This is a genomic window from Mesorhizobium sp. M0854 (assembly GCF_040319815.1).
Lineage (GTDB): Bacteria > Pseudomonadota > Alphaproteobacteria > Rhizobiales > Rhizobiaceae > Mesorhizobium.
Genome location: NZ_JAMYOL010000019.1, coordinates 45,042 through 61,989, shown reverse-complemented (window position 1 = coordinate 61,989; position 16,948 = coordinate 45,042). Strand labels below are relative to the sequence as shown.

Here is a 16,948-nt window from a genome sequence, read left to right as displayed (position 1 = left end):
CATGTGCACACTAGCTCTTATCGGTACGGCGCTTTCGGTCGGCGGCGCGCTGGCGGAAGGCCAGCAGTCCAAGCAGATGGCCGACTACCAGGCCAAAGCCTATGAACAGCAGGCGCGGGCCGACGCCCAAAGCTCGGCCTTCGAGCAGGGCCAGGAGCGCCATAAGCAGGATCTGCTGCAGGCGCAGGCGCGTGCCCAGGCCGGCGCTTCGGGCGTCGCTATTTCTGGTTCGCCGACCGAGGTGATGGCGGCCAATGCAAGGCAGGGACAGCTCGACCTCAAGGCGATCCAGTACGGCTCGCAGCTGCGCCAGAACGGTCTCGCCACGCAGGCGGCGATCGCGCGCTTTTCCGGCAGGCAGGCGGTGGGCGCCTCGATTTTCAAGGCCGGCAGCAATCTCGTGTCCGGCATCTACGACCCGGCCAAGGCGGTGACGTTCGGCAGAAGCGCCTTCCCGCCGGCGCCGGGTGGAGGCCTCTACTGATGGCCACCATCCCGCTCCAGCTTGCCCAGCGCCGCCTCGATACCGGCACTGTGGCCTCCTATCCCGACGGCTCGCCGGTGGGCGCCGCCATGCAAGGCTTTGGCGACGAGCTCTCGGCGATTGCCGAGCGCTTCAAGCAACAGAAGCAGCAGCAGGACGCGTTCGACGCCGACATTATCGGCCGCGAGCTGAACGCACGCATCGCCCACGCCGAGGCCGTGGCGGTGCAGACCGCGCCGGCCGACGGCGGCGGCCTGCACGACTTCATGTATGGCCAGCTCGATCCGCGCAGCGACGGCGTCGTCAGGCCCGGCCTGTTCGACCAGATCTTCGACGACACCGTAGCGAAAGTGCCGGAGGGCGAACGCGCCAATTTCCTCGCCCAAAAGCAGGCATTGCGGCTGGCCGGCTCGGCGCGCATGGCCGCGCAGCAGCACGCGCGGCGCCAGAACTATGAGCAGGCCGAGTGGAGCAAGGTCGAGGACGGCTACACAAGCGCCATCGCGCAGGGCGACCCGGACGATAGCGGCACGTTCGAGGCGATCAGGCAGAGCGGGCTCGACCTGATCGGCAAGATGGGCAACCCGGTGGCCCGCCAGGCCGCCGAGGCTGCCTGGCGCAGCAACACGGCAAAGGCGCTCGCCGACGCGATGATCGCCAAGGACCCGAAGCGTGCTGCGGAGGTGCTGGGGACTGGGCCGGTCTCAACGGACGGCAGGACTAAGGACGATACCATCGAAGCTGTGGGCGGACCTCGGGCGAGTGGGTCCAGCGTGCTGGCGACGCGCGAAGCGCCCGTAGGTGGCCTTCCGTCCGACGAAACACCTATCCGCACGGGTTCCGTGGGGCCCGTCGGAAATACGGCTTGGGCTGCCGCAGGACCCTGGATTGCCGACTTGTCGCCGGACACGGTTCAGGATCTCGGCCAGAAGGCGCAGGTAGCGACTGTGGCAAGCCTGGTCGATGCGCGCACGAACATCGACATCGCCTTGCAGAACGCGCCGGCTGCCATTGCCAATACCGGCAGCTATTCTGGCAAGACACCGAGTGCCGAAGACTTCACTGCCGTGTACGGCGCCGAAGATGGCGGCAAGCGTCTCCAAGCCTTCGACATAACGGCTGATATCGGCCGCGCGGTTTTCGACATGCGACCCGTCCCGAACCAGGCGATACACGCCCAGATTCGGGATTTTGAACCCGGCCCCTACGGCTCGCCGGAAGAGCGGGAGCAATATGAGATAAGGGCCGGCGCCGCGCAATTGGTGCTGGGTGCCAGGCGCGCCGATCCCGCCGGTTACGTCGGCCAACTGTTCCCGAACCATGCTCCGGACTGGGATAAGATCACAGCTCCTGAGGATTATAAGGCTGCCGTCACCTGGGCCGTCGCTGCTCAGCAGGAGTTGGGCTTCGACCGAATACTGCCAATGCCCTGGGCTGTAGCTGGCCAGCAGGCGGCGAAATACATCGACCAAGGCGTGCCGTTCGAAAAGCGCCTTGCCAAGTTGAGTTCGATCGTCCTGGCGGTTCGCGATCCTGATGCCCGCAAGGCGACAACCCAACAGATTTCTGTGGCGGCGGAAGCCCAGTGGCGAGCCAAGGCCGCCCAAGATCCGAACGTCGCGCCAGAGTCGTTGGAAGCCCAGGTTGCAGTGCTCAAGAACGGGCTGGCGTGGATCGGGGAACATCCGGCCCAAGCCCAGTACAGCACCATGCCGTGGCTACAGCAATTCGGCTTGGCGTTCTCGGATGTCGGCCGCCTCACGGCTAAGGGCGCGGCCGCCGGCGGTGCGGATGCGATCTCCGCCGGGCTGGACTCCGCTTGGTCCGGAGGAAACTACCAGAACCTCCTCGAAGATGAACAGGCCAAGACCGAGGACGCCGAGGACCGGGCCGGTTCGGCCGGTTGGGCGGCGGAAGCCCTCGGCACCGGCTTAAGCGGATATGGCCTGGCGGAGAGTTTGTTCGGTTTGCTGGGCCGGGCAAGCGTTGGCGCGGCGGCAGAGAACGGCTTGATCGGTCTTGCTGCCCGAACTGGCGTCGGGGGTGTGGCGGGTGGCACTTATGGCGGGGCATACGCCTTCAACACAGGACAGAGCGTCCCCTGGGGAATTGCCAACGGCGCGCTTTGGGGGGCGGGCGGCAATGTCCTTGCCGAAGGGCTCAGTGCAGTTGGCAGCCAGGTGTTGGCAAGGCTTGCCGGGCGTTCTGCGAATGCTAAACCTGATATCGTACTGGATAGTGGGGCTCCCCCGGTTTCTGTCAATGCAGAAGAGATTCCGATCTCGACCGGCAAGGCCCGAGAAATAAGGAGGCCCTATACGCATTTGGAAGATCCTCCCAACGTTGCGTCCGGCAAGGATCCAACAAAGAAGCAGAGGATAGCTATTTTCGAGGAAAATAAAAGGGTGAATGATGGAATTTTGAGATCGGATGAGAGTGGTATAGAAATAATTCCAGCAAAGAAAAGCAAAAGAGGCGTAACTCCTTCAAAAAACGAAGCTCATATCGATCACATAGATCCGGTTAATCCCGCTGACAAGACAAAATCGTCAGGATCAAATAGCTACAAAAATCTTCGTCTTACGGCTGGGTTTGAGAATATAGAAAAATCGAACAAATAGGTGACATATGACCGAATGGAAGTTCGAAAACCCAAAAAACACAGCCGTTATTTCGACTCGGAAGATATTTAGGGGGGGCGGCTGGATTGCGTATGTGTCACATGATGATGACGGCGACGATAATGAGTCGTGGCAATTCTACGGAAATGAAGCTGAAGTTGATCAAGATGACCTAATTTTAGTGGCCTTGGTCGAGGTGGTCGAGCTTGATGGAACTGTTGCACAGTTGGCGGATTTGCCGTTAGGCTGGCGTGCGTGGCGCGATACAAAGTCTTCGCCATGGAAGCGCGACAAAATCACCTAAACACATTCTGAATGGTAGCGGAGTTTACTCTGCTTTGACCCGGTGAAAGTAAAAAAAGGCGTTACTCCTCCGCCAACGAATCACAGTTTGATCACATCGATCCGCTTATTCCAGTTGATCCGACAAAGACTCCCGGATCGAATAGTTACACCAATGCAAGGATGGTTGCAAGAATTCGAAACAGAGAAAGTGGAACAAATAGGCGCTGTGATGACTAAATGGAAGTTTGAAGACCCCCAGAACGTAGCTGTTTTTGTAAACAGGAAAGCTATACGCAATGGTAGGTGGGTTGCTCGCGTCGTGCATGATGATGATGACGGATCATGGCAGTTTCACGCGGATGAATCCGAAGATTTCGATGAAAGCGATATTATGATCATAAGCCTGAAAAATATGGTTGAAAAAGACAAGACTATTATGCAGTTGGCTGATTTACCTTACGGCTGGTATGCTTGGCGCGAGACAAAAACCTCGCCATGGAGGCGAGGCAAAACCCTCGACGAACACCCAGAATCGGAGCGGAGTTAGTTTCGACTTCCAATTGTAACGGTTGACATGGGTGATTGCGACGCTGAGCGGCGGAGCCGACAGCGGTGCAAGAAACCGGGGCGTCACTTCGCACGGAGCGTTCTGGCAAGGACCAATCAGCCCACGGGCCGGAATATGGATGTGTCTCACGAGAAAGCGCTGGCCGACGGGGGCAGATCACCTCTCAAACATCACGCATCGTGCGAGAGCAGATCATATTAAACACCATGGCGATGCAGGAGACTATGCTCGCTGGGCAAGAAGAAGATGGCTCAAGCAAGAAATGAAAGGGAACACAAGTGGTCGAGAGAAATTATAGCGACGTCAAACCCGACTTGACCAGCGTCACCCGCTTGCCGTCGACTGACAAAAGCACAGGCGATGAAGAGCTTGATGCTGCACGTCTGGAAGCCCTGAAAATATCTTGATTTCTATGATTGGGTTTCAGACATCAAGGGGGAATACCTTGGATACGGGGCCGACGGCATAACCTATATTTTTCTCTTCGAGATTGTTCCGGGCAGGCCGGAAGTTGACCCATGGATATGGGTAATCGTCGGCGATGTGCCCCCGACATATCTGCCGGCGGTAGACGCCAAGACTCCATACGAGGCGCTGGATGGATATATCGGCGCCATGGAAGAGTGGGTCGAAGCTGCGCGACGGGGGACTCGGTGGCAGATCTAATCCCGGTCAACGTGCCGCCTAGCCCAGCCAACGCCGAAATGTTGGATAGCCGTCTCAAATTTCTCGACGAAAGGGTGTTGCCGGAACTTCGAGAGTGATCGGCTGCCGCTTGTCGGCAAGCGCCGTCAGTTCCTTGACGAGAACGTGCTTTCGTTGCTCCCGAAGTGATGTACTGGCGTGCTCCGTGGCTCGTCGCGGATGCAAGCCCGGCACTCGGTTCGACCGGATCAGCACTGGCGCAATCACTGGTGAGTGCGCACGCCGGAAATGGCGACCAGGCACGCAACGTGCCGGCGGTCTGATTGTGGTCACGATGCTGGCTTATGGCCTGCTAACCGCCGGGCGGTCAGTTGGCGGTGCCTCCTGGATCGCCTCCTGTTTAAGATGAAGGATTGACCTGTTGCGCACAGACACTTTTCCGACCATGGCAAGGATCGTTTTTCTGCTCACCTTGGCCGGCGTCCTCCTGCTCGCGCTTTCGCCGGTGCGCTTCCTGCAGGAGTTGGACATGGGCTTCACCTTCCAGCACGACAAGCTCAACCACGCCGCGGCGTTCGCGGTGCTGGCGGCACTCGGAAGCCTCGGCTGGCCGGAACACAAGACGAGACTGGTCGTGCTCCTCGCCATCACCGGCGCGGCGATCGAGCTGCTTCAGGGCGCGCAGCTGATCGCGCGCGATATGGATATCCTCGACTGGGTCGCCGACTGCGCCGGCATGGCCTGCGGGCTGGCGGCAATGGGCGGCACAAGAAGGCTGATTGGCGGATTGCTGTAGCCCTGGACCGCGTTGCCGCTCTCCGTCCGGAAAATGTAAATCGCCGGCTGCGCCGAATAGCGCGGTGTCCGGCCGCGTAGCTTAGCTTTCCCACACCAGCACCGAACCCTTCCAGCCTCGCTTATGCGGGGCTTTTTTTATGGAGCAAGCCCTCATGTCCCGACCTGCAACTGCCGCCGTTCGTCTCCTGACCGGCGAACGCGAACCCGTGCGCCTCGCAACCACGGCCGACATCCTCCTGCACGGCCTGCAGGCCATCGACGGCGTGCCGGCCGAAATCGGCGACCGCGTGCTGGTCAAGGACCAGGCCGACCCGACGCAGAACGGCATCTACACGGCGAGCGAAGGCGACTGGTTCCGCGCCGCCGACGCCCGTTCTACGCGCACCCTGCAGAAGGGCACGACCGTTCACACCCAGGTCGGGTCGGTCAACGCCGACCGCGTGTTCGAGTTCACGGCCGACGAGCCGGCCGTCGGCGCCGATGCCATCACCGTCGCCGCATCCGTTCCGCCCGACATCGCCGACGTGGCCGAAGAGGTTGAAGCGCTGCGCGATGAAACCCAGGCGCTGAAGGATGCCGCCGCTGCCAGCGCCGGCCAGGCAACCGCCAGTGCCGCCGCTTCCGCCGCGAATGCCGGACAAACCACAGCCGACCGGGCTGCCACCAATTCCGATGCCGTCGCGGCCGCGGCCGCCGTCATCAGCGCTCAGGCTGCACGCGACGCTTCGCTCTACGGCAAGGGCATTTTCCCGACGACTGCGGCGGCAATCGGCTTCGGCGTCGCCGGCAACGGTGCGATCACGCCAGGCTCCGGCGGCGCCAACGGCACGTTCGACCTGGCGTTTACCGGCGGGACCGGTTCGGGCGCCGCCGGCCGCTTCGTGGTGGCGGGCGGGGCGCTGTCGCAGATACTGATCACGGCGCCGGGCTCCTACACAGTGGCGCCGACGTTCAGTTTTGCGGCGTCGGCAGGGCTCGCCGGCGCCGCCGCAGCGGCGGTGCTGGGCAGGAATGTCGATGTCGGCGAGTATTTCTGGACGGAAGTCAGCGCCGGCATTGTGGGGCTTCACAGCGTCGGGACAGGCCCGATTGCCGTCGATACGGGTATTCGTGCGTCACCGGCGGAAATTGCCCTGATCAGCTCGCGGGCGATTGGGCCGGTTCCGATCACTGGTTCTGTCGGCGGCACGCTGATTACCAACGACAGCGTCTATTTCTGGCCTGGATCGGTGTCTGCGGCCGATGAATATCTCTCGACCTTGGAGCTTGGATTCGGCGCCGTGCCAGGGACAGCCCATATTGTCTTCGCCCACCTCGAGGGCGACGGGACGCTTAGCCTTGTTTCCGAGCAAACGATATCCGTTCCAGCCGGCCCGTCGTCAGTTGTTTCGGGACTCGCGATTCTGAAGCCGGCCGGGAGCGTCATGGGCGTCCAGCGCACTGGAGTTGGCAGCTGGTACTATACTGCCGGGGCAATTCCGAACGGTGGAGTCGAGTGGTTCACAGCGGTGGTACCGACCTCGCATACTGCCAAGACCATAGGCGCGGCAAATGGCCCGCAGTGGAAGGCGACCTTCACCGGCGAAGTCGCCGTCAAGGCGCGCGCTGCCTATTCCACGGCAAACGGTCTCGTCTCCGCTGTCGGCATTAGCCAGGAAATCGGCTGGCCGGCGCTGGTCAACACCGGGTCGGACGTTCCGGGCAGCTACAGCGTCATCATGCAGACGCCAGCGCCGGCCGACGGCTATATTACAGCGGTCGAAGTTGGCGCTGGCGCCGGCGCTGCGCTCATTCATGTAGTGGACTATCTCGGCGGGTTGGTGGTCAACGTCCTAAGCACATATGCAGTGATGCTGATCAACGGGGTCGCCCATATTCCGCTGGGTATCCCAATCCCAGCCGGCAAATATCCGGCGATCAGCGGCGGCGCCTACAAGTTTCAAAACAGCGTCAACCCGCAAGGCATCCCGGCATGGATCAAGGCAGGCGCACTGTCGCTTGGCGCGACCGTAGCATCGTCCGCCCAGCATCGATATGAGCTTCGCTTTACGATCAAAACCGGTCTGCTCGCCGATGCCGACCGCGCCTTGACCCGGGGCGGCGGTAATGACGGCATGAATCTGCTGGCTGGCGCAGATCCGAATGGCGTCGTTGATGCGACCGCGCTGTTTGCGTCGGCGACCGCCGCTCATCCTAATCCCTATGTGCCGCCTGGGAATTTCGCTTTGACGGCCATTCCTGCATCTGGCGACGGTTTTTGGGGACCTGGTAAGCCGGCCGTCAACGGTAAGCGCTTCTTCATTCCGCGCCAGCCGTCGCTGCAAAATCTTTATGACGGCTTTCGCGCGAAGATGGCCGAACATATTGCCAACAACGATGTGTTCTGCCTGATCGCCGATAGCATCGGCCTTTGGGCACTTGCCAGCGACGGGCCGAAACACTGGTTCAACCTGGTTACCCGCTTTGCCAATATCGGCATTGCCGACGATGAACCGGGCATGACTGCTTTGCGGCCAAGCTCTACCTACGTTCCGACCTTCTATGGCGTCACTGTCGCCGGCAGCGTGTCGACAGGGTCGCGCGGGCCGATCGGCGAGAGCATCATCCTAGCGGCCGGCGCGACCCTGTCGTTCACCGGCGCCTATGAACAGGTCGACGTCCACTACACCCAGGACGCAGCCCAGGGCTCACTTGCCTTTGCCTTCGACGGCGGCGCGGCCTATAAAACCGTCAATTGCGCCGGCGCCCTGGCGCTTGACCGATATTCGGGGCCGTCGCTCACCGCGCAGGCGGCAAGCGGCAATTACACTCTTACGGCTGTCGGCGGTCCTGTCGAGATTACCGGGCTCATCAGGCTTGGCGTCAAGGCGGCCGGCTCGCGTCCGCGCCTGCGCACCTTGCGCGCGGCACACGGCAGCTATGCCTTCTCGTCATTCAACACTGCGCGTCTTACATCGGCCGCCGCTCAATGCGGCTACGCCGGCGGCAAGATCGTGCCCATCCTGGCGCTCGGCATCAATGACAGCTTTGGCACGCCGCCAGCCACGATATCGGCAAACATCGCAACAATCATCAACGCGCTGGAAGCGGCCGCTGCACCGCGTATCCTTGTCATGCCGCCGACGCGGCCTTCGGCGGCATGGGATGCAAGCTACACCGGCGGCCGAACTTATGACGCCGCTCTCGGCGCAATCCGACAGACCTACAGGTCCCGGAACGTGCTGACCATCCCGATCGACGGCTTCGATTACATCAACTCTGGGAACTACCAAGAGGGGTTGCATTTCAACGATGCCGGCCATGACGGCAATGCGCTGCGCTTCATCGAACAAGTTGCGGAGCGGGGATAGCCCAATGCCATCTGCTATTCAGCACAAGGGCGAAATCGGCACGCAGCCGCGAAATCCCGGTTCCTGACGGCGACATTGAGGGTCTCATTGAGGTCTGGGCAGGCGGCGCCGTAGTCGACGCTGGACGCCGTTCGCAGGCAATGGCAGGATGAGGTCGGCGGGGGCTATCCTTGGAGGATTGTCCCATGGCGCATGCCGGCAGCATCATCGACATCTATGATGACTATTACGCCGATGGAAAAGTAGCCGCAAAACGGGACATAGCTTCGAACCAGTCGGTCGGGCACATCGAAGCGATCATTCAAGGCCAGTTCTTCGACAGGATTCTTGACATCGGGGCGGGCGAAGGTGCGGTGCTGGATAAGCTGAACAGGAAGGGGCTCGGTAAGAAGCTTGGCGCCGTCGAGATTTCGAAGAGCGGCGTCGAGGCTATCAAGGCAAGAAAAATCGCCAAACTGGCCAGCATCGACGTATTCGACGGCTATCACATCCCTCATCCCGACAAGTCGTTCGATCTCGGGCTTGCCATTCACGTCGTCGAACACGTCGAACACGAACGGATGTTTCTCAGGGAGGCGGCTCGGGTCTGCAAGAAGCTGTATATCGAAGTGCCTTTGGAGCATACGCGAGATCTCAGCAAGGCCATTCGGATGTCAGGGCCGTATGGGCATATCAACTTCTACACAACCCAAACGTTTGAAAACCTTCTCAAAACGTCCGGGCTGAAGGTCGAACGGCTAAAGGTTTTTGCGCACGACCTCGCCTATGAACAGCACCTGGCTGGCGAAAAAAAAGGATGGGTAAAACACAGACTGCGGACCGAATTTCTCAGGTTTGCACCCAAGATGGCGATGCGCAGCATGGCCTACATGGCCGGAGCTCTGTGCTTAAGTCGCTGATCTAGCGGCAGCGCCGCCGATTTGCTTTGCAGGATTACCGCCAACCATACTAAAGGGCGGCACGTCTTTTGTGACGACAGACCCCGCACCAACGACCGATCCCTTGCCGATCGTTACGCCCTTGAGAATGATGACGTTGAAGCCGATAAAGACGCTGTCTTCAATCTTCACTGGCGCAATGGTGATCTTTGACCAGTCCTTTTTTCTCTGATGCCAGTCGGCGATATCTTCCTTGCGGTCTTGCCAACCCGTCGCGTGTGAGTTGTGATCGACGACTGTGGTACCCCAACTAATGATCACGTCATCCCCGATTTCGATCCTCTCAGCCGCGACGAGGTGGCTCTTGCCGATATAGGATCTTTTTCCCACGGTGATCTTTGCATCAGCGCGATCGAAGGAAAAGACGCCGTTGATGATGCATTCTTCGCCGATAGCATGCTTGCCTCGCCGCAAACTGCGGACGCTCCGCAAACTTAGCTTCGTCGCGGGACCGGAGTTGATGCCGGCTAGGCGGTAGAGGAATGATGGAACGAATGGCATATCAGTTACGGTCGAAGTGCGGCTTGGACAACCTCTCAGCGAAAGGCTGCGATTGCTCAAAGAATCTGAAATGCTTCCAATGTTGGTGTACCCCTTCGAAGAATGCCGGCGCCGCGTCTTCGAGGTCAGTATCAAGGATTATGGGTGGGATTAGTTGCCCTTCGGCTAACTGAACCGACAGCCGAAGTTGGCTGTTCGCAATAAGCAGGTCAGTCTCCATCATCCATGCGACTCCTCACGGCCTAGCTATTGCGACAAGCGGCGGCGGTTTGCAAGCTTGCAAACGCGCGTGTCCGCCAGTCTGGAGGCCATTTGAAAATCGCCGAAAAGTTCGTCAGAAGAATTGCTCTGCGAGGGCCGCTCGGGATGCTGTGCGCACCAACAATGGCACAGCAGGCCGACCAGAAATCCTACAACTGGGCGGTATTTCGGAATTGTCAGGGTTCATCGCCGACGCAGACCCACCGCGCCGGCGGGCTACCGTCTGCTGTCCTGCGGCTTCTGGTGAGGGTCCTGGCTTTTCGACCACCAGACAAAATACAGCGAGCCCATCTTCATCACAGGCACGCGGCGGTCGCGTTCCCTGGCCCGCAACTCACGATAGGTCTTCATCTTCAGAGTGCCGCCAGGCAACCTGATACGCACTGCCATCGGTTCAACTCCCGTTGTGCAACGCAGCAATTGTGTGCAATGCGGTAAGTAGAGACCTTCCGTTGCGGAAGAGTCAACAGCAGGATCATCAACTTATTTTGCGAGCTGCGGAGGCTTCGCGGTGCCAGGCGGGCAGGGCCGGCCGAAGGAGCTTCATCCTGGCGACTGATCATCAATCAGGCGCTGGCGGTTCGACCACCAGGTGAAATAGATCCGGCCGATCTTGACGACGGGTATGCGGCGGGCGCGTTCGCGGTCGCGCAATTCGCGGTACACCTTCACCTTCAGTGTGCCGCCAGGCATCCTGATACGCACCGCCATCGATTCCGCCACCCCATTGTGCAATGCAGCATCAGAGACCTTCCGCTGCGGAAGAGTCAATGCCTGCCCGCTGACTATTTCTGGGACTAGTCGAGCGGTCTTGAGGTTTGGGCGCACGCGGCGGTTCCCGATCCCGCACGGAGGCGTCCATTGCCCAGTCGGCATCGTCTGGTGCGCGGGCTATTTCCTGGGCGAGGATTTTCTGGGCGAGGATGGGCGATCGGACACGCCGCTCGGCCACCAGATAACGAAGTAATTGCCGACCTGCCAAACCGGCACCTCGCGGTTCTGCTCGCGGCGGCGCAGCTCGTCCCTTTTCTTGATCTTCAAAGTCCCGCCTGGAAGCCTGATTCTTATCGTCACGTGTCCTCCCGTACCCGCTACAGGTACGAACGATAGACGGGAACAGTTTCATCCCGGCTAAGCAATTTCATCCAGGTCGAGCAATTTCGGGCGCGGTAGACGCAGGAACCGGGACCGGAGTGAGATCGCCGGAACCGGCTTCATTTGAAGAAATCCGCAATGCCGTTGATGGCCAGCACCGCATAGACGATCGGTCCGGCGATAAACGCACAATAGAGACAAAGGATCGCCGCCAGCACCAGCAGCAACGGCTTGTCGCGAGCGACGGCGCGGAGCTCGGACTTCACCGACCAGCGCGCCGCAGCGGTTTGTTCATCATCAGACATGTGCACCATCCCGCGGCCATTTCACACGGCGGGTCGAAAACATCAACCTTCCTTGCCACATCGGCGCGGGCTGCCGCCAAATTCTGCTTTGCCGCCGCGCATCTGCTTTTTCAATCTCAAAACCTTGCCCGCGAGGGCGGAAAGGACTGCCCATGGACATGACGTTCAGGGGCGCCGCCAGGCGCCTCGATGATATAGACTTGCCGAAACTCGGTGCCCGGATCGGCGTCGGCGAGGACGAGATGCACGCGTTCCTCGATGTCGAGACCAGCGGGCATGGCTTCGACGCCGTTGGCCGGCCGGTCATCCTGTTCGAACCGCACGTCTTCTACCGCAACCTGTCGGGTGCCAAGCGGGCACAAGCGGTAGCCGCCGGCCTCGCTTATCCGAAGTGGGGCGCAAAGCCCTATCCCAGGGATAGCTACCCACGGCTCAGGGCAGCTTGTGCGATCGACGAAACCGCGGCGCTCAAATCCGCTTCGTGGGGCTTGGGCCAGGTTCTCGGCGAGAACTTCAAGGCCGCCGGCTTTCTTACCGTGCAGGCGATGGCCGAGGCGATGATGGCGGACGAGGCGCTGCAACTCGGCGCGGCGATCGACTTCATCGTCGAGAAGCGGCTCGACGACAATCTGCGCAATCATGACTGGTCGGGATTCGCCAAGGGCTACAACGGCGCCGGCTATCGCAAGAACGCCTACGATACCAGGCTTGCCGAGGCCTATCGCAAATGGTCGCGTATCAAGGACACGCCCTGGCCGTCTGCCGGTCCGGTGTCGTCCGCGGTCGTCCCTGCAGTCCCGCCAGAGCCCGCTAAGCCAATTGCCGTTGCACAAGCGACCGCTACGCCCTCCGTGCCTCCCGTGGCTGTCGCCAGGCCCGGCTTCTGGGCAGCGCTGATCGCCGCCATCCTCAAATTATCAGCCATCCTCAAACTGTCTGGAAGGAAATGACATGTGGACCCGGATCAAGAGCTTCTTCCGCGACAGCGAGACAATATTCTGGGCGCGGCTTCAGGCGGCCATCGGCGTCATCGCGACTATCGTCACCTATGTCGACCCGCAGGTTCTTTCGCCGGTCGTTCCGGGGGAATGGTTCCCCTGGTTTCTTGTGATCAACGGCGTTTTGACCGAGTTCCTGCGCCGCCGCCGCGCGGAGGACCTGTGATGACAGCGCTTCTCAGCATTCTCAGCGCCATCATCGGCAACAAGGTCGTCATGACGGTATTCGCTGCCGTGGCGGGCGGCATCGGCCTTTACGTTGCCGGCGGCATCAACCGGGCGAGGAAGGAGGCGGTCAAACAGGCAGAGGCAAAAGTCGCGGCCGCCGAGGATCGCCTGGAAATGAGGCGCGAGGCCGCCGCCGAAGAGCGCAAGGCCGCCGGCATGGCCGATGCGGCAGCAAGAGCGGAGGCTGAGAAATGGGCAAAGCGCTGATCCTCTGCGTGGTGCTCGCCGGCTGCACGACAACCGCGCCGGCCGGCAATCCGCGCCAGGTCTGGTGCGACCACAACCAGCCGCGCCGGCCATCCTCCCCGGTCGTTGCCGCCATGAGCCGGCCCGAGCTCGACGAGATGAACGCCTTCAACGGGCAGGGCGCCAGATGGTGCGGGTGGACGCCATGATGCACGAATTGCTCGACGTCCTGGGCATCAAGGCGCCGGTGTTGGTCGCCGGCCTGTCCGGCGGCATTTTGCGGGCCTTGTCGCGCCACCGCTACAAGGTCCGCGAAATGGTGGCCTCGCCGATCTGCGGCGCGCTGGCGGCGGCTTATCTGACGCTGCCGGTCGTGCATTATTTCCGCGCCGCCGGCCTGCCCATTCCTTCTCCGGACGACGACACCACGACGCTGGCCGCGGCTTTTCTGATCGGCGTCTCGGCGATGTGGATCTCGGACATCGTCTTCGAGGTTATCGTGCGCCGGTTCGGGCCGGTGAAGGAGGAATAAGCCGCCCAAGCCCGACGAAATAGTGACGTTCAGTTGGAGCCCGCCGCGCCGAAAGGTGCGGCGGGCTTTTTGCATTTTTGCTCGCATTCTGTACGATCTTTCTTTCGCGACAGGGCGGCTCGATCCGGCGCTGCCGACCAAGATGCGCGTTAAGCATGGGAGATGGTGTCATGCTTGCCAAGGTCCAGACACAAGCGGCAGTCCTGACAGCCGGGGCGCTTCTGTTTGCCGCAACGGCCGACGCGCGGCCGGACAGCCGCGCGATGACATGCGAACAGACGCAGCTTCTGATCCAGAGGCATCGCTCTGTCGTGCTCACCACCGGCCAGAACACCTACGACCGTTACGTCCGCCAATTCGGCAATGAATGCGACTGGCCGCAGGTGCCGCGCGCCGCGTATATCAAGACGCGTGACGGTCAATGTCTGGTCTATCGCTGCCAGGAGCCGCTCTTCGACCTCCCGAATTGAAAACAGGCGGCGGCTCATTCCTCGTCGAAAGGGCCACCTTCGCGTGCGAGATCGCGCGAAATGACACGTTCATCCGTATCGTCCGGCAAGGCCTCGTCGCTGTCCTGGTAAGCGTTATCGTCGTCCTCCTCCGGCAGTTCGCCGCTCTTCTCGACGTCATAGCGAATATCGCCGTTTTGCGGCACGCCGTCAGGGAGGATTCTCCCGCTCCGGATGGCATCCCAGTCCTGCTGCTGGATCGTCGGGCTCTCCGTCTCGTCGTCGGTTCGTTCTTTGCTGCGCGGTTCCATCGCCGGTTCTCCATAATGTCAGCGGCCCTGAATTGGCTCAGTGGTTGAACTCATAAGTCTGGCAGCCGGTTCCGGGCCGCTGCGGTCCGCGCGCATTGCCGCACGACGGAACCAATCGCGCCGGCCCGCCTTCACATTCAGAAGATACTGGCGCGAAAGGAGCTCGACATGAGACCGCTCATTTTCTTGCCGTACATGTTAGGTGCGCTGCTGCTGGCGGTGCCGGCGGCCGCGCAGCCGGGCGAACAGGCGCAATCCGACCGCTGCAAAGTCGAGCCGCCGGACCAGAACAGCCAGCAGCAGAAGCCGGCCGGCAACAATTTGTCCGATACGCTCGAGCCATGCGGTGGGGTCCTGAAGCCCCCGCCAACGGGCGATCAGGGCATGGCGGCGCCACCGCCGGATGAGGGCAAGACCCCGGTGATCAAGCCCGGCGAGGTGCCGCCACAGCCGCCAAAGCAGTAGCAGCGACGAGCGGCAACTTCGCGCCGCTCGCGCCGGCAGGTTTGTTGCACTCGCTGAGGAACATTAGCTTGTCCTAAATGTTATTTCAGACGCAGTAGATATCACCCCCCTCCGGTATCGCTGCTGATCGGGAAACCGATCGGCCCGCGTCTTGCGACGCGGGCCACCGCAAGCTCATTCGCAGTCCATTCGCCGCATCGCGCGGGCACTTCACCGCTGTTCGATTAGCCGCCACTTACGGAACAACAAGGTGGCGTGGGCGTTTGCCTAGAGGGTTCGCCGCTTCGACCGGAATGCCGCGTCGCAATTGTAAGGGCGAGGCCCGTAACAACAGGAGTAGACGATGAAAATCCACCTTGTTCCTGCTGCGGCGGGATTGGCGTTGCTTGCCGGCGTCGGCGTGGCCACCGCGGACCAGGTGATTGTCACGCCCAAACAGCAGACGGTCATCCGCGAATACGTCCACAAGCACCCGCTGGCGTCGATCAGTCTTCTGGGGGTGGAGCTCAATATCGGTTCCACGTTGCCCGATACGGTCGAGCTGCAACCGATCGATGTTCCAGACGTGCGGTACAGATACGTCGTCGTCGGCAATCGCACCGTGCTCGTCGACCCAGACACCCGCAAGATCGTGCAGGTCATCGAGTGATCGGCGTTGCCAAACCGCGAACCGGATTTGGAAGGTCATGGCCTAAATTATCAAATGAGAGCTCCATCCCGAGGGATCGGGATGGAGCCGCTGTCGTCTCGAAACAAGGAAAGGAGCCATTCCCATGCTGCCGCATGTCGAGCCGGTCAACGTGGCCGCAGCCGTCGACAAACTGCTTGCTGAACGAGGCGATGGCCTGCTGTCGATGAAGGCGGCGATAGCACTGTTGCGCGAACGCACCGGAACCGAGCGCTCGGACGCGGACCTTGAAGGGCTGATCATCAAGAAGGCGGCGCTCCTCGGGGTCGCCGTCCTGTGTGACAGAGAGGTTCAATGACGGTGTCGCCTGCCGCTCAAGACGCCGGTCGAAATTTCAGCTAGAACAAGGTTGCTTACGCATCAACCGAGCCGACGGAGGTATCAGTGACGGACAGGCAGGAACGGATTCGCCAGCGAGCACACGCGATCTGGGAACAGGCAGGCAGGCCCGACGGGGCGCATCAGCAGCATTGGGATCAGGCTACCGCCGAAATCGACGCAGAAACCGCCGCGCCGGAGACCGCCAGCCGACCGAAGCCGAAAGCACGCCAGCCTAAGCCGGCCGCCAGCAAGGACGGAAGCAAATCCAAGGCGCGACCACGTAAAGCGTGAACGCAAGCGGATTTGATTCCAACGCTGGATCTCGCGGGTGGTCGGCCCATACATCGTTCCATGATCGGCAGCAAAACCAGTCCTGACCGGTCCTGCTGCCGCAAGCCCGCGATGGCGAGCCCGATTGGCGCGGCTAACTACTTACCGCAATTGTTGTCGTTGACAGTCGGTGAAACCGTCCCGGCAGGCTTGTTGGATGCATCGGGTTGAGCTCCTTGCGGGGTTGCAGGGCAGTTTTCATCCGCATTGGAGTTCATGGTACCCGTCGTGCCCATCGTGCTGCGGGTCGTGCCAGGGTCAATACCGTTCGGCTTGGGCTGGACGACGATGCTCTTCTCGCTGCCAGGCGCATTGTTGTCCGACCCGGCGTTCTGGGCCATCGCCGCGGTCGCCAGACCGGCTGCAAGTATGGAAGCTGTCACGATTTTCGTAAGCATGTTGATCTCCATCATTGGGTTATCATCATGTGGCGACTACAGAAAAAACAACCCGGGTGATGGAAAGGTTCCGGCAAAAATGACGCAGCACAGTGAAGCAAACCCGCGCAGCGCGGATCTTCTCGGCCCCCCTTGTTCTATTACCGTAGGTAGGTTTGATGTTGTGGTTTGCTGATTAGGAATTCGCCTTC

25 protein-coding genes are annotated in these 16,948 nt (G+C 60.9%); 18 read left to right on the top strand and 7 right to left on the bottom strand.

Annotated features, from left to right (window positions below; all coding sequences use genetic code 11):
- Position 1 precedes the first annotated feature (1 nt).
- The 8 genes from NKH99_RS23815 to NKH99_RS23780 all read left to right on the top strand — a co-directional run bounded on the left by NKH99_RS23815 (position 2) and on the right by NKH99_RS23780 (position 9,650).
- Positions 2 to 484, top strand: a complete 483-nt coding sequence (locus NKH99_RS23815; protein WP_353015862.1) for a hypothetical protein — start codon at positions 2 to 4, stop codon at positions 482 to 484.
- A complete protein-coding gene (locus tag NKH99_RS23810) occupies positions 484 to 3,105 on the top strand; it encodes a hypothetical protein (protein ID WP_353015860.1) in 2,622 nt (873 codons plus the stop codon). Before NKH99_RS23815 ends, NKH99_RS23810 begins: the two co-directional genes overlap by 1 nt.
- A gap of 7 nt (positions 3,106 to 3,112) precedes the next feature.
- Positions 3,113 to 3,409 (top strand): hypothetical protein, encoded by a 297-nt coding sequence (locus NKH99_RS23805; RefSeq protein ID WP_352472061.1) that lies wholly within the window; start codon positions 3,113 to 3,115, stop codon positions 3,407 to 3,409.
- A gap of 42 nt (positions 3,410 to 3,451) precedes the next feature.
- Entirely contained in the window at positions 3,452 to 3,937 is a 486-nt protein-coding gene (locus NKH99_RS23800) for a hypothetical protein (RefSeq protein ID WP_353015858.1), read from the top strand.
- 854 nt (positions 3,938 to 4,791) lie between these two features.
- Positions 4,792 to 4,926 (top strand): hypothetical protein, encoded by a 135-nt coding sequence (locus NKH99_RS23795; RefSeq protein ID WP_353015856.1) that lies wholly within the window; start codon positions 4,792 to 4,794, stop codon positions 4,924 to 4,926.
- 122 nt (positions 4,927 to 5,048) lie between these two features.
- Positions 5,049 to 5,399 carry a hypothetical protein gene (locus NKH99_RS23790; RefSeq protein WP_353015853.1) on the top strand — a complete coding sequence of 117 codons (351 nt, stop codon included), beginning with the start codon at positions 5,049 to 5,051 and terminating at the stop codon, positions 5,397 to 5,399.
- Between the two features lie 154 nt (positions 5,400 to 5,553).
- The gene (locus NKH99_RS23785; RefSeq protein ID WP_353015851.1) at positions 5,554 to 8,751 is read left to right on the top strand and encodes an SGNH/GDSL hydrolase family protein; all 3,198 of its coding nucleotides are present in this window, start codon (positions 5,554 to 5,556) and stop codon (positions 8,749 to 8,751) included.
- 185 nt (positions 8,752 to 8,936) lie between these two features.
- Positions 8,937 to 9,650 (top strand): class I SAM-dependent methyltransferase, encoded by a 714-nt coding sequence (locus tag NKH99_RS23780; RefSeq protein ID WP_352819314.1) that lies wholly within the window; start codon positions 8,937 to 8,939, stop codon positions 9,648 to 9,650.
- On the opposite strand, the gene NKH99_RS23775 is transcribed toward NKH99_RS23780, so the two are convergent.
- The 5 genes from NKH99_RS23775 to NKH99_RS23755 all read right to left on the bottom strand — a co-directional run bounded on the left by NKH99_RS23775 (position 9,639) and on the right by NKH99_RS23755 (position 11,851).
- Positions 9,639 to 10,250, bottom strand: a complete 612-nt coding sequence (locus NKH99_RS23775; protein ID WP_353015848.1) for an acyltransferase — start codon at positions 10,248 to 10,250, stop codon at positions 9,639 to 9,641. The genes NKH99_RS23780 and NKH99_RS23775 overlap by 12 nt on opposite strands.
- 417 nt (positions 10,251 to 10,667) lie before the next feature.
- On the bottom strand, positions 10,668 to 10,841 hold the full coding sequence (locus tag NKH99_RS23770) for a hypothetical protein (RefSeq protein WP_352452704.1): 174 nt from the start codon (positions 10,839 to 10,841) through the stop codon (positions 10,668 to 10,670).
- Positions 10,842 to 10,994: 153 nt separating this feature from the next.
- Positions 10,995 to 11,162, bottom strand: a complete 168-nt coding sequence (locus tag NKH99_RS23765) for a hypothetical protein (protein ID WP_023675755.1) — start codon at positions 11,160 to 11,162, stop codon at positions 10,995 to 10,997.
- 180 nt (positions 11,163 to 11,342) lie between these two features.
- Positions 11,343 to 11,492, bottom strand: a complete 150-nt coding sequence (locus NKH99_RS23760) for a hypothetical protein (RefSeq protein ID WP_352458143.1) — start codon at positions 11,490 to 11,492, stop codon at positions 11,343 to 11,345.
- Between the two features lie 173 nt (positions 11,493 to 11,665).
- On the bottom strand, positions 11,666 to 11,851 hold the full coding sequence (locus tag NKH99_RS23755) for a hypothetical protein (RefSeq protein ID WP_352452706.1): 186 nt from the start codon (positions 11,849 to 11,851) through the stop codon (positions 11,666 to 11,668).
- A gap of 152 nt (positions 11,852 to 12,003) precedes the next feature.
- Between NKH99_RS23755 and NKH99_RS23750 the strand changes: the two genes are divergently transcribed.
- From NKH99_RS23750 to NKH99_RS23725, 6 genes are all read left to right on the top strand, one after another.
- Positions 12,004 to 12,801, top strand: coding sequence for an N-acetylmuramidase family protein (locus NKH99_RS23750; RefSeq protein WP_353015846.1), 798 nt, complete (start codon positions 12,004 to 12,006; stop codon positions 12,799 to 12,801).
- A gap of 1 nt (position 12,802) precedes the next feature.
- Complete coding sequence (locus tag NKH99_RS23745; protein WP_352474200.1) at positions 12,803 to 13,015, top strand: hypothetical protein; 213 nt, start codon at positions 12,803 to 12,805, stop codon at positions 13,013 to 13,015.
- Positions 13,015 to 13,284, top strand: coding sequence for a hypothetical protein (locus NKH99_RS23740; protein WP_353015844.1), 270 nt, complete (start codon positions 13,015 to 13,017; stop codon positions 13,282 to 13,284). Before NKH99_RS23745 ends, NKH99_RS23740 begins: the two co-directional genes overlap by 1 nt.
- Positions 13,269 to 13,472 carry a hypothetical protein gene (locus NKH99_RS23735; protein WP_352491004.1) on the top strand — a complete coding sequence of 68 codons (204 nt, stop codon included), beginning with the start codon at positions 13,269 to 13,271 and terminating at the stop codon, positions 13,470 to 13,472. Before NKH99_RS23740 ends, NKH99_RS23735 begins: the two co-directional genes overlap by 16 nt.
- Positions 13,472 to 13,795: a hypothetical protein gene (locus tag NKH99_RS23730; protein ID WP_036245970.1), complete on the top strand. Its 324-nt coding sequence runs from the start codon at positions 13,472 to 13,474 to the stop codon at positions 13,793 to 13,795. Before NKH99_RS23735 ends, NKH99_RS23730 begins: the two co-directional genes overlap by 1 nt.
- A gap of 170 nt (positions 13,796 to 13,965) precedes the next feature.
- Positions 13,966 to 14,265 carry a hypothetical protein gene (locus NKH99_RS23725; protein ID WP_352474206.1) on the top strand — a complete coding sequence of 100 codons (300 nt, stop codon included), beginning with the start codon at positions 13,966 to 13,968 and terminating at the stop codon, positions 14,263 to 14,265.
- Between the two features lie 14 nt (positions 14,266 to 14,279).
- Here NKH99_RS23725 and NKH99_RS23720 read toward each other — a convergent pair whose 3' ends face one another.
- A complete protein-coding gene (locus NKH99_RS23720; RefSeq protein ID WP_352474207.1) occupies positions 14,280 to 14,555 on the bottom strand; it encodes a hypothetical protein in 276 nt (91 codons plus the stop codon).
- A 168-nt stretch (positions 14,556 to 14,723) separates the two neighbouring features.
- Between NKH99_RS23720 and NKH99_RS23715 the strand changes: the two genes are divergently transcribed.
- The 4 genes from NKH99_RS23715 (at position 14,724) to NKH99_RS23700 (ending at position 16,320) form a co-directional block, all read left to right on the top strand.
- Positions 14,724 to 15,020, top strand: a complete 297-nt coding sequence (locus NKH99_RS23715; RefSeq protein ID WP_352474209.1) for a hypothetical protein — start codon at positions 14,724 to 14,726, stop codon at positions 15,018 to 15,020.
- Between the two features lie 343 nt (positions 15,021 to 15,363).
- Positions 15,364 to 15,669, top strand: a complete 306-nt coding sequence (locus NKH99_RS23710; protein ID WP_352474210.1) for a DUF1236 domain-containing protein — start codon at positions 15,364 to 15,366, stop codon at positions 15,667 to 15,669.
- A 124-nt stretch (positions 15,670 to 15,793) separates the two neighbouring features.
- Positions 15,794 to 16,006, top strand: a complete 213-nt coding sequence (locus NKH99_RS23705; RefSeq protein ID WP_352452715.1) for a hypothetical protein — start codon at positions 15,794 to 15,796, stop codon at positions 16,004 to 16,006.
- A gap of 86 nt (positions 16,007 to 16,092) precedes the next feature.
- Positions 16,093 to 16,320, top strand: coding sequence for a DUF2934 domain-containing protein (locus NKH99_RS23700; protein ID WP_352474214.1), 228 nt, complete (start codon positions 16,093 to 16,095; stop codon positions 16,318 to 16,320).
- 137 nt (positions 16,321 to 16,457) lie between these two features.
- Here the strand turns inward: NKH99_RS23700 and NKH99_RS23695 are convergent, their stop codons facing one another.
- A complete protein-coding gene (locus tag NKH99_RS23695; protein ID WP_352474216.1) occupies positions 16,458 to 16,772 on the bottom strand; it encodes a hypothetical protein in 315 nt (104 codons plus the stop codon).
- Between the last annotated feature and the right edge of the window lie 176 nt (positions 16,773 to 16,948).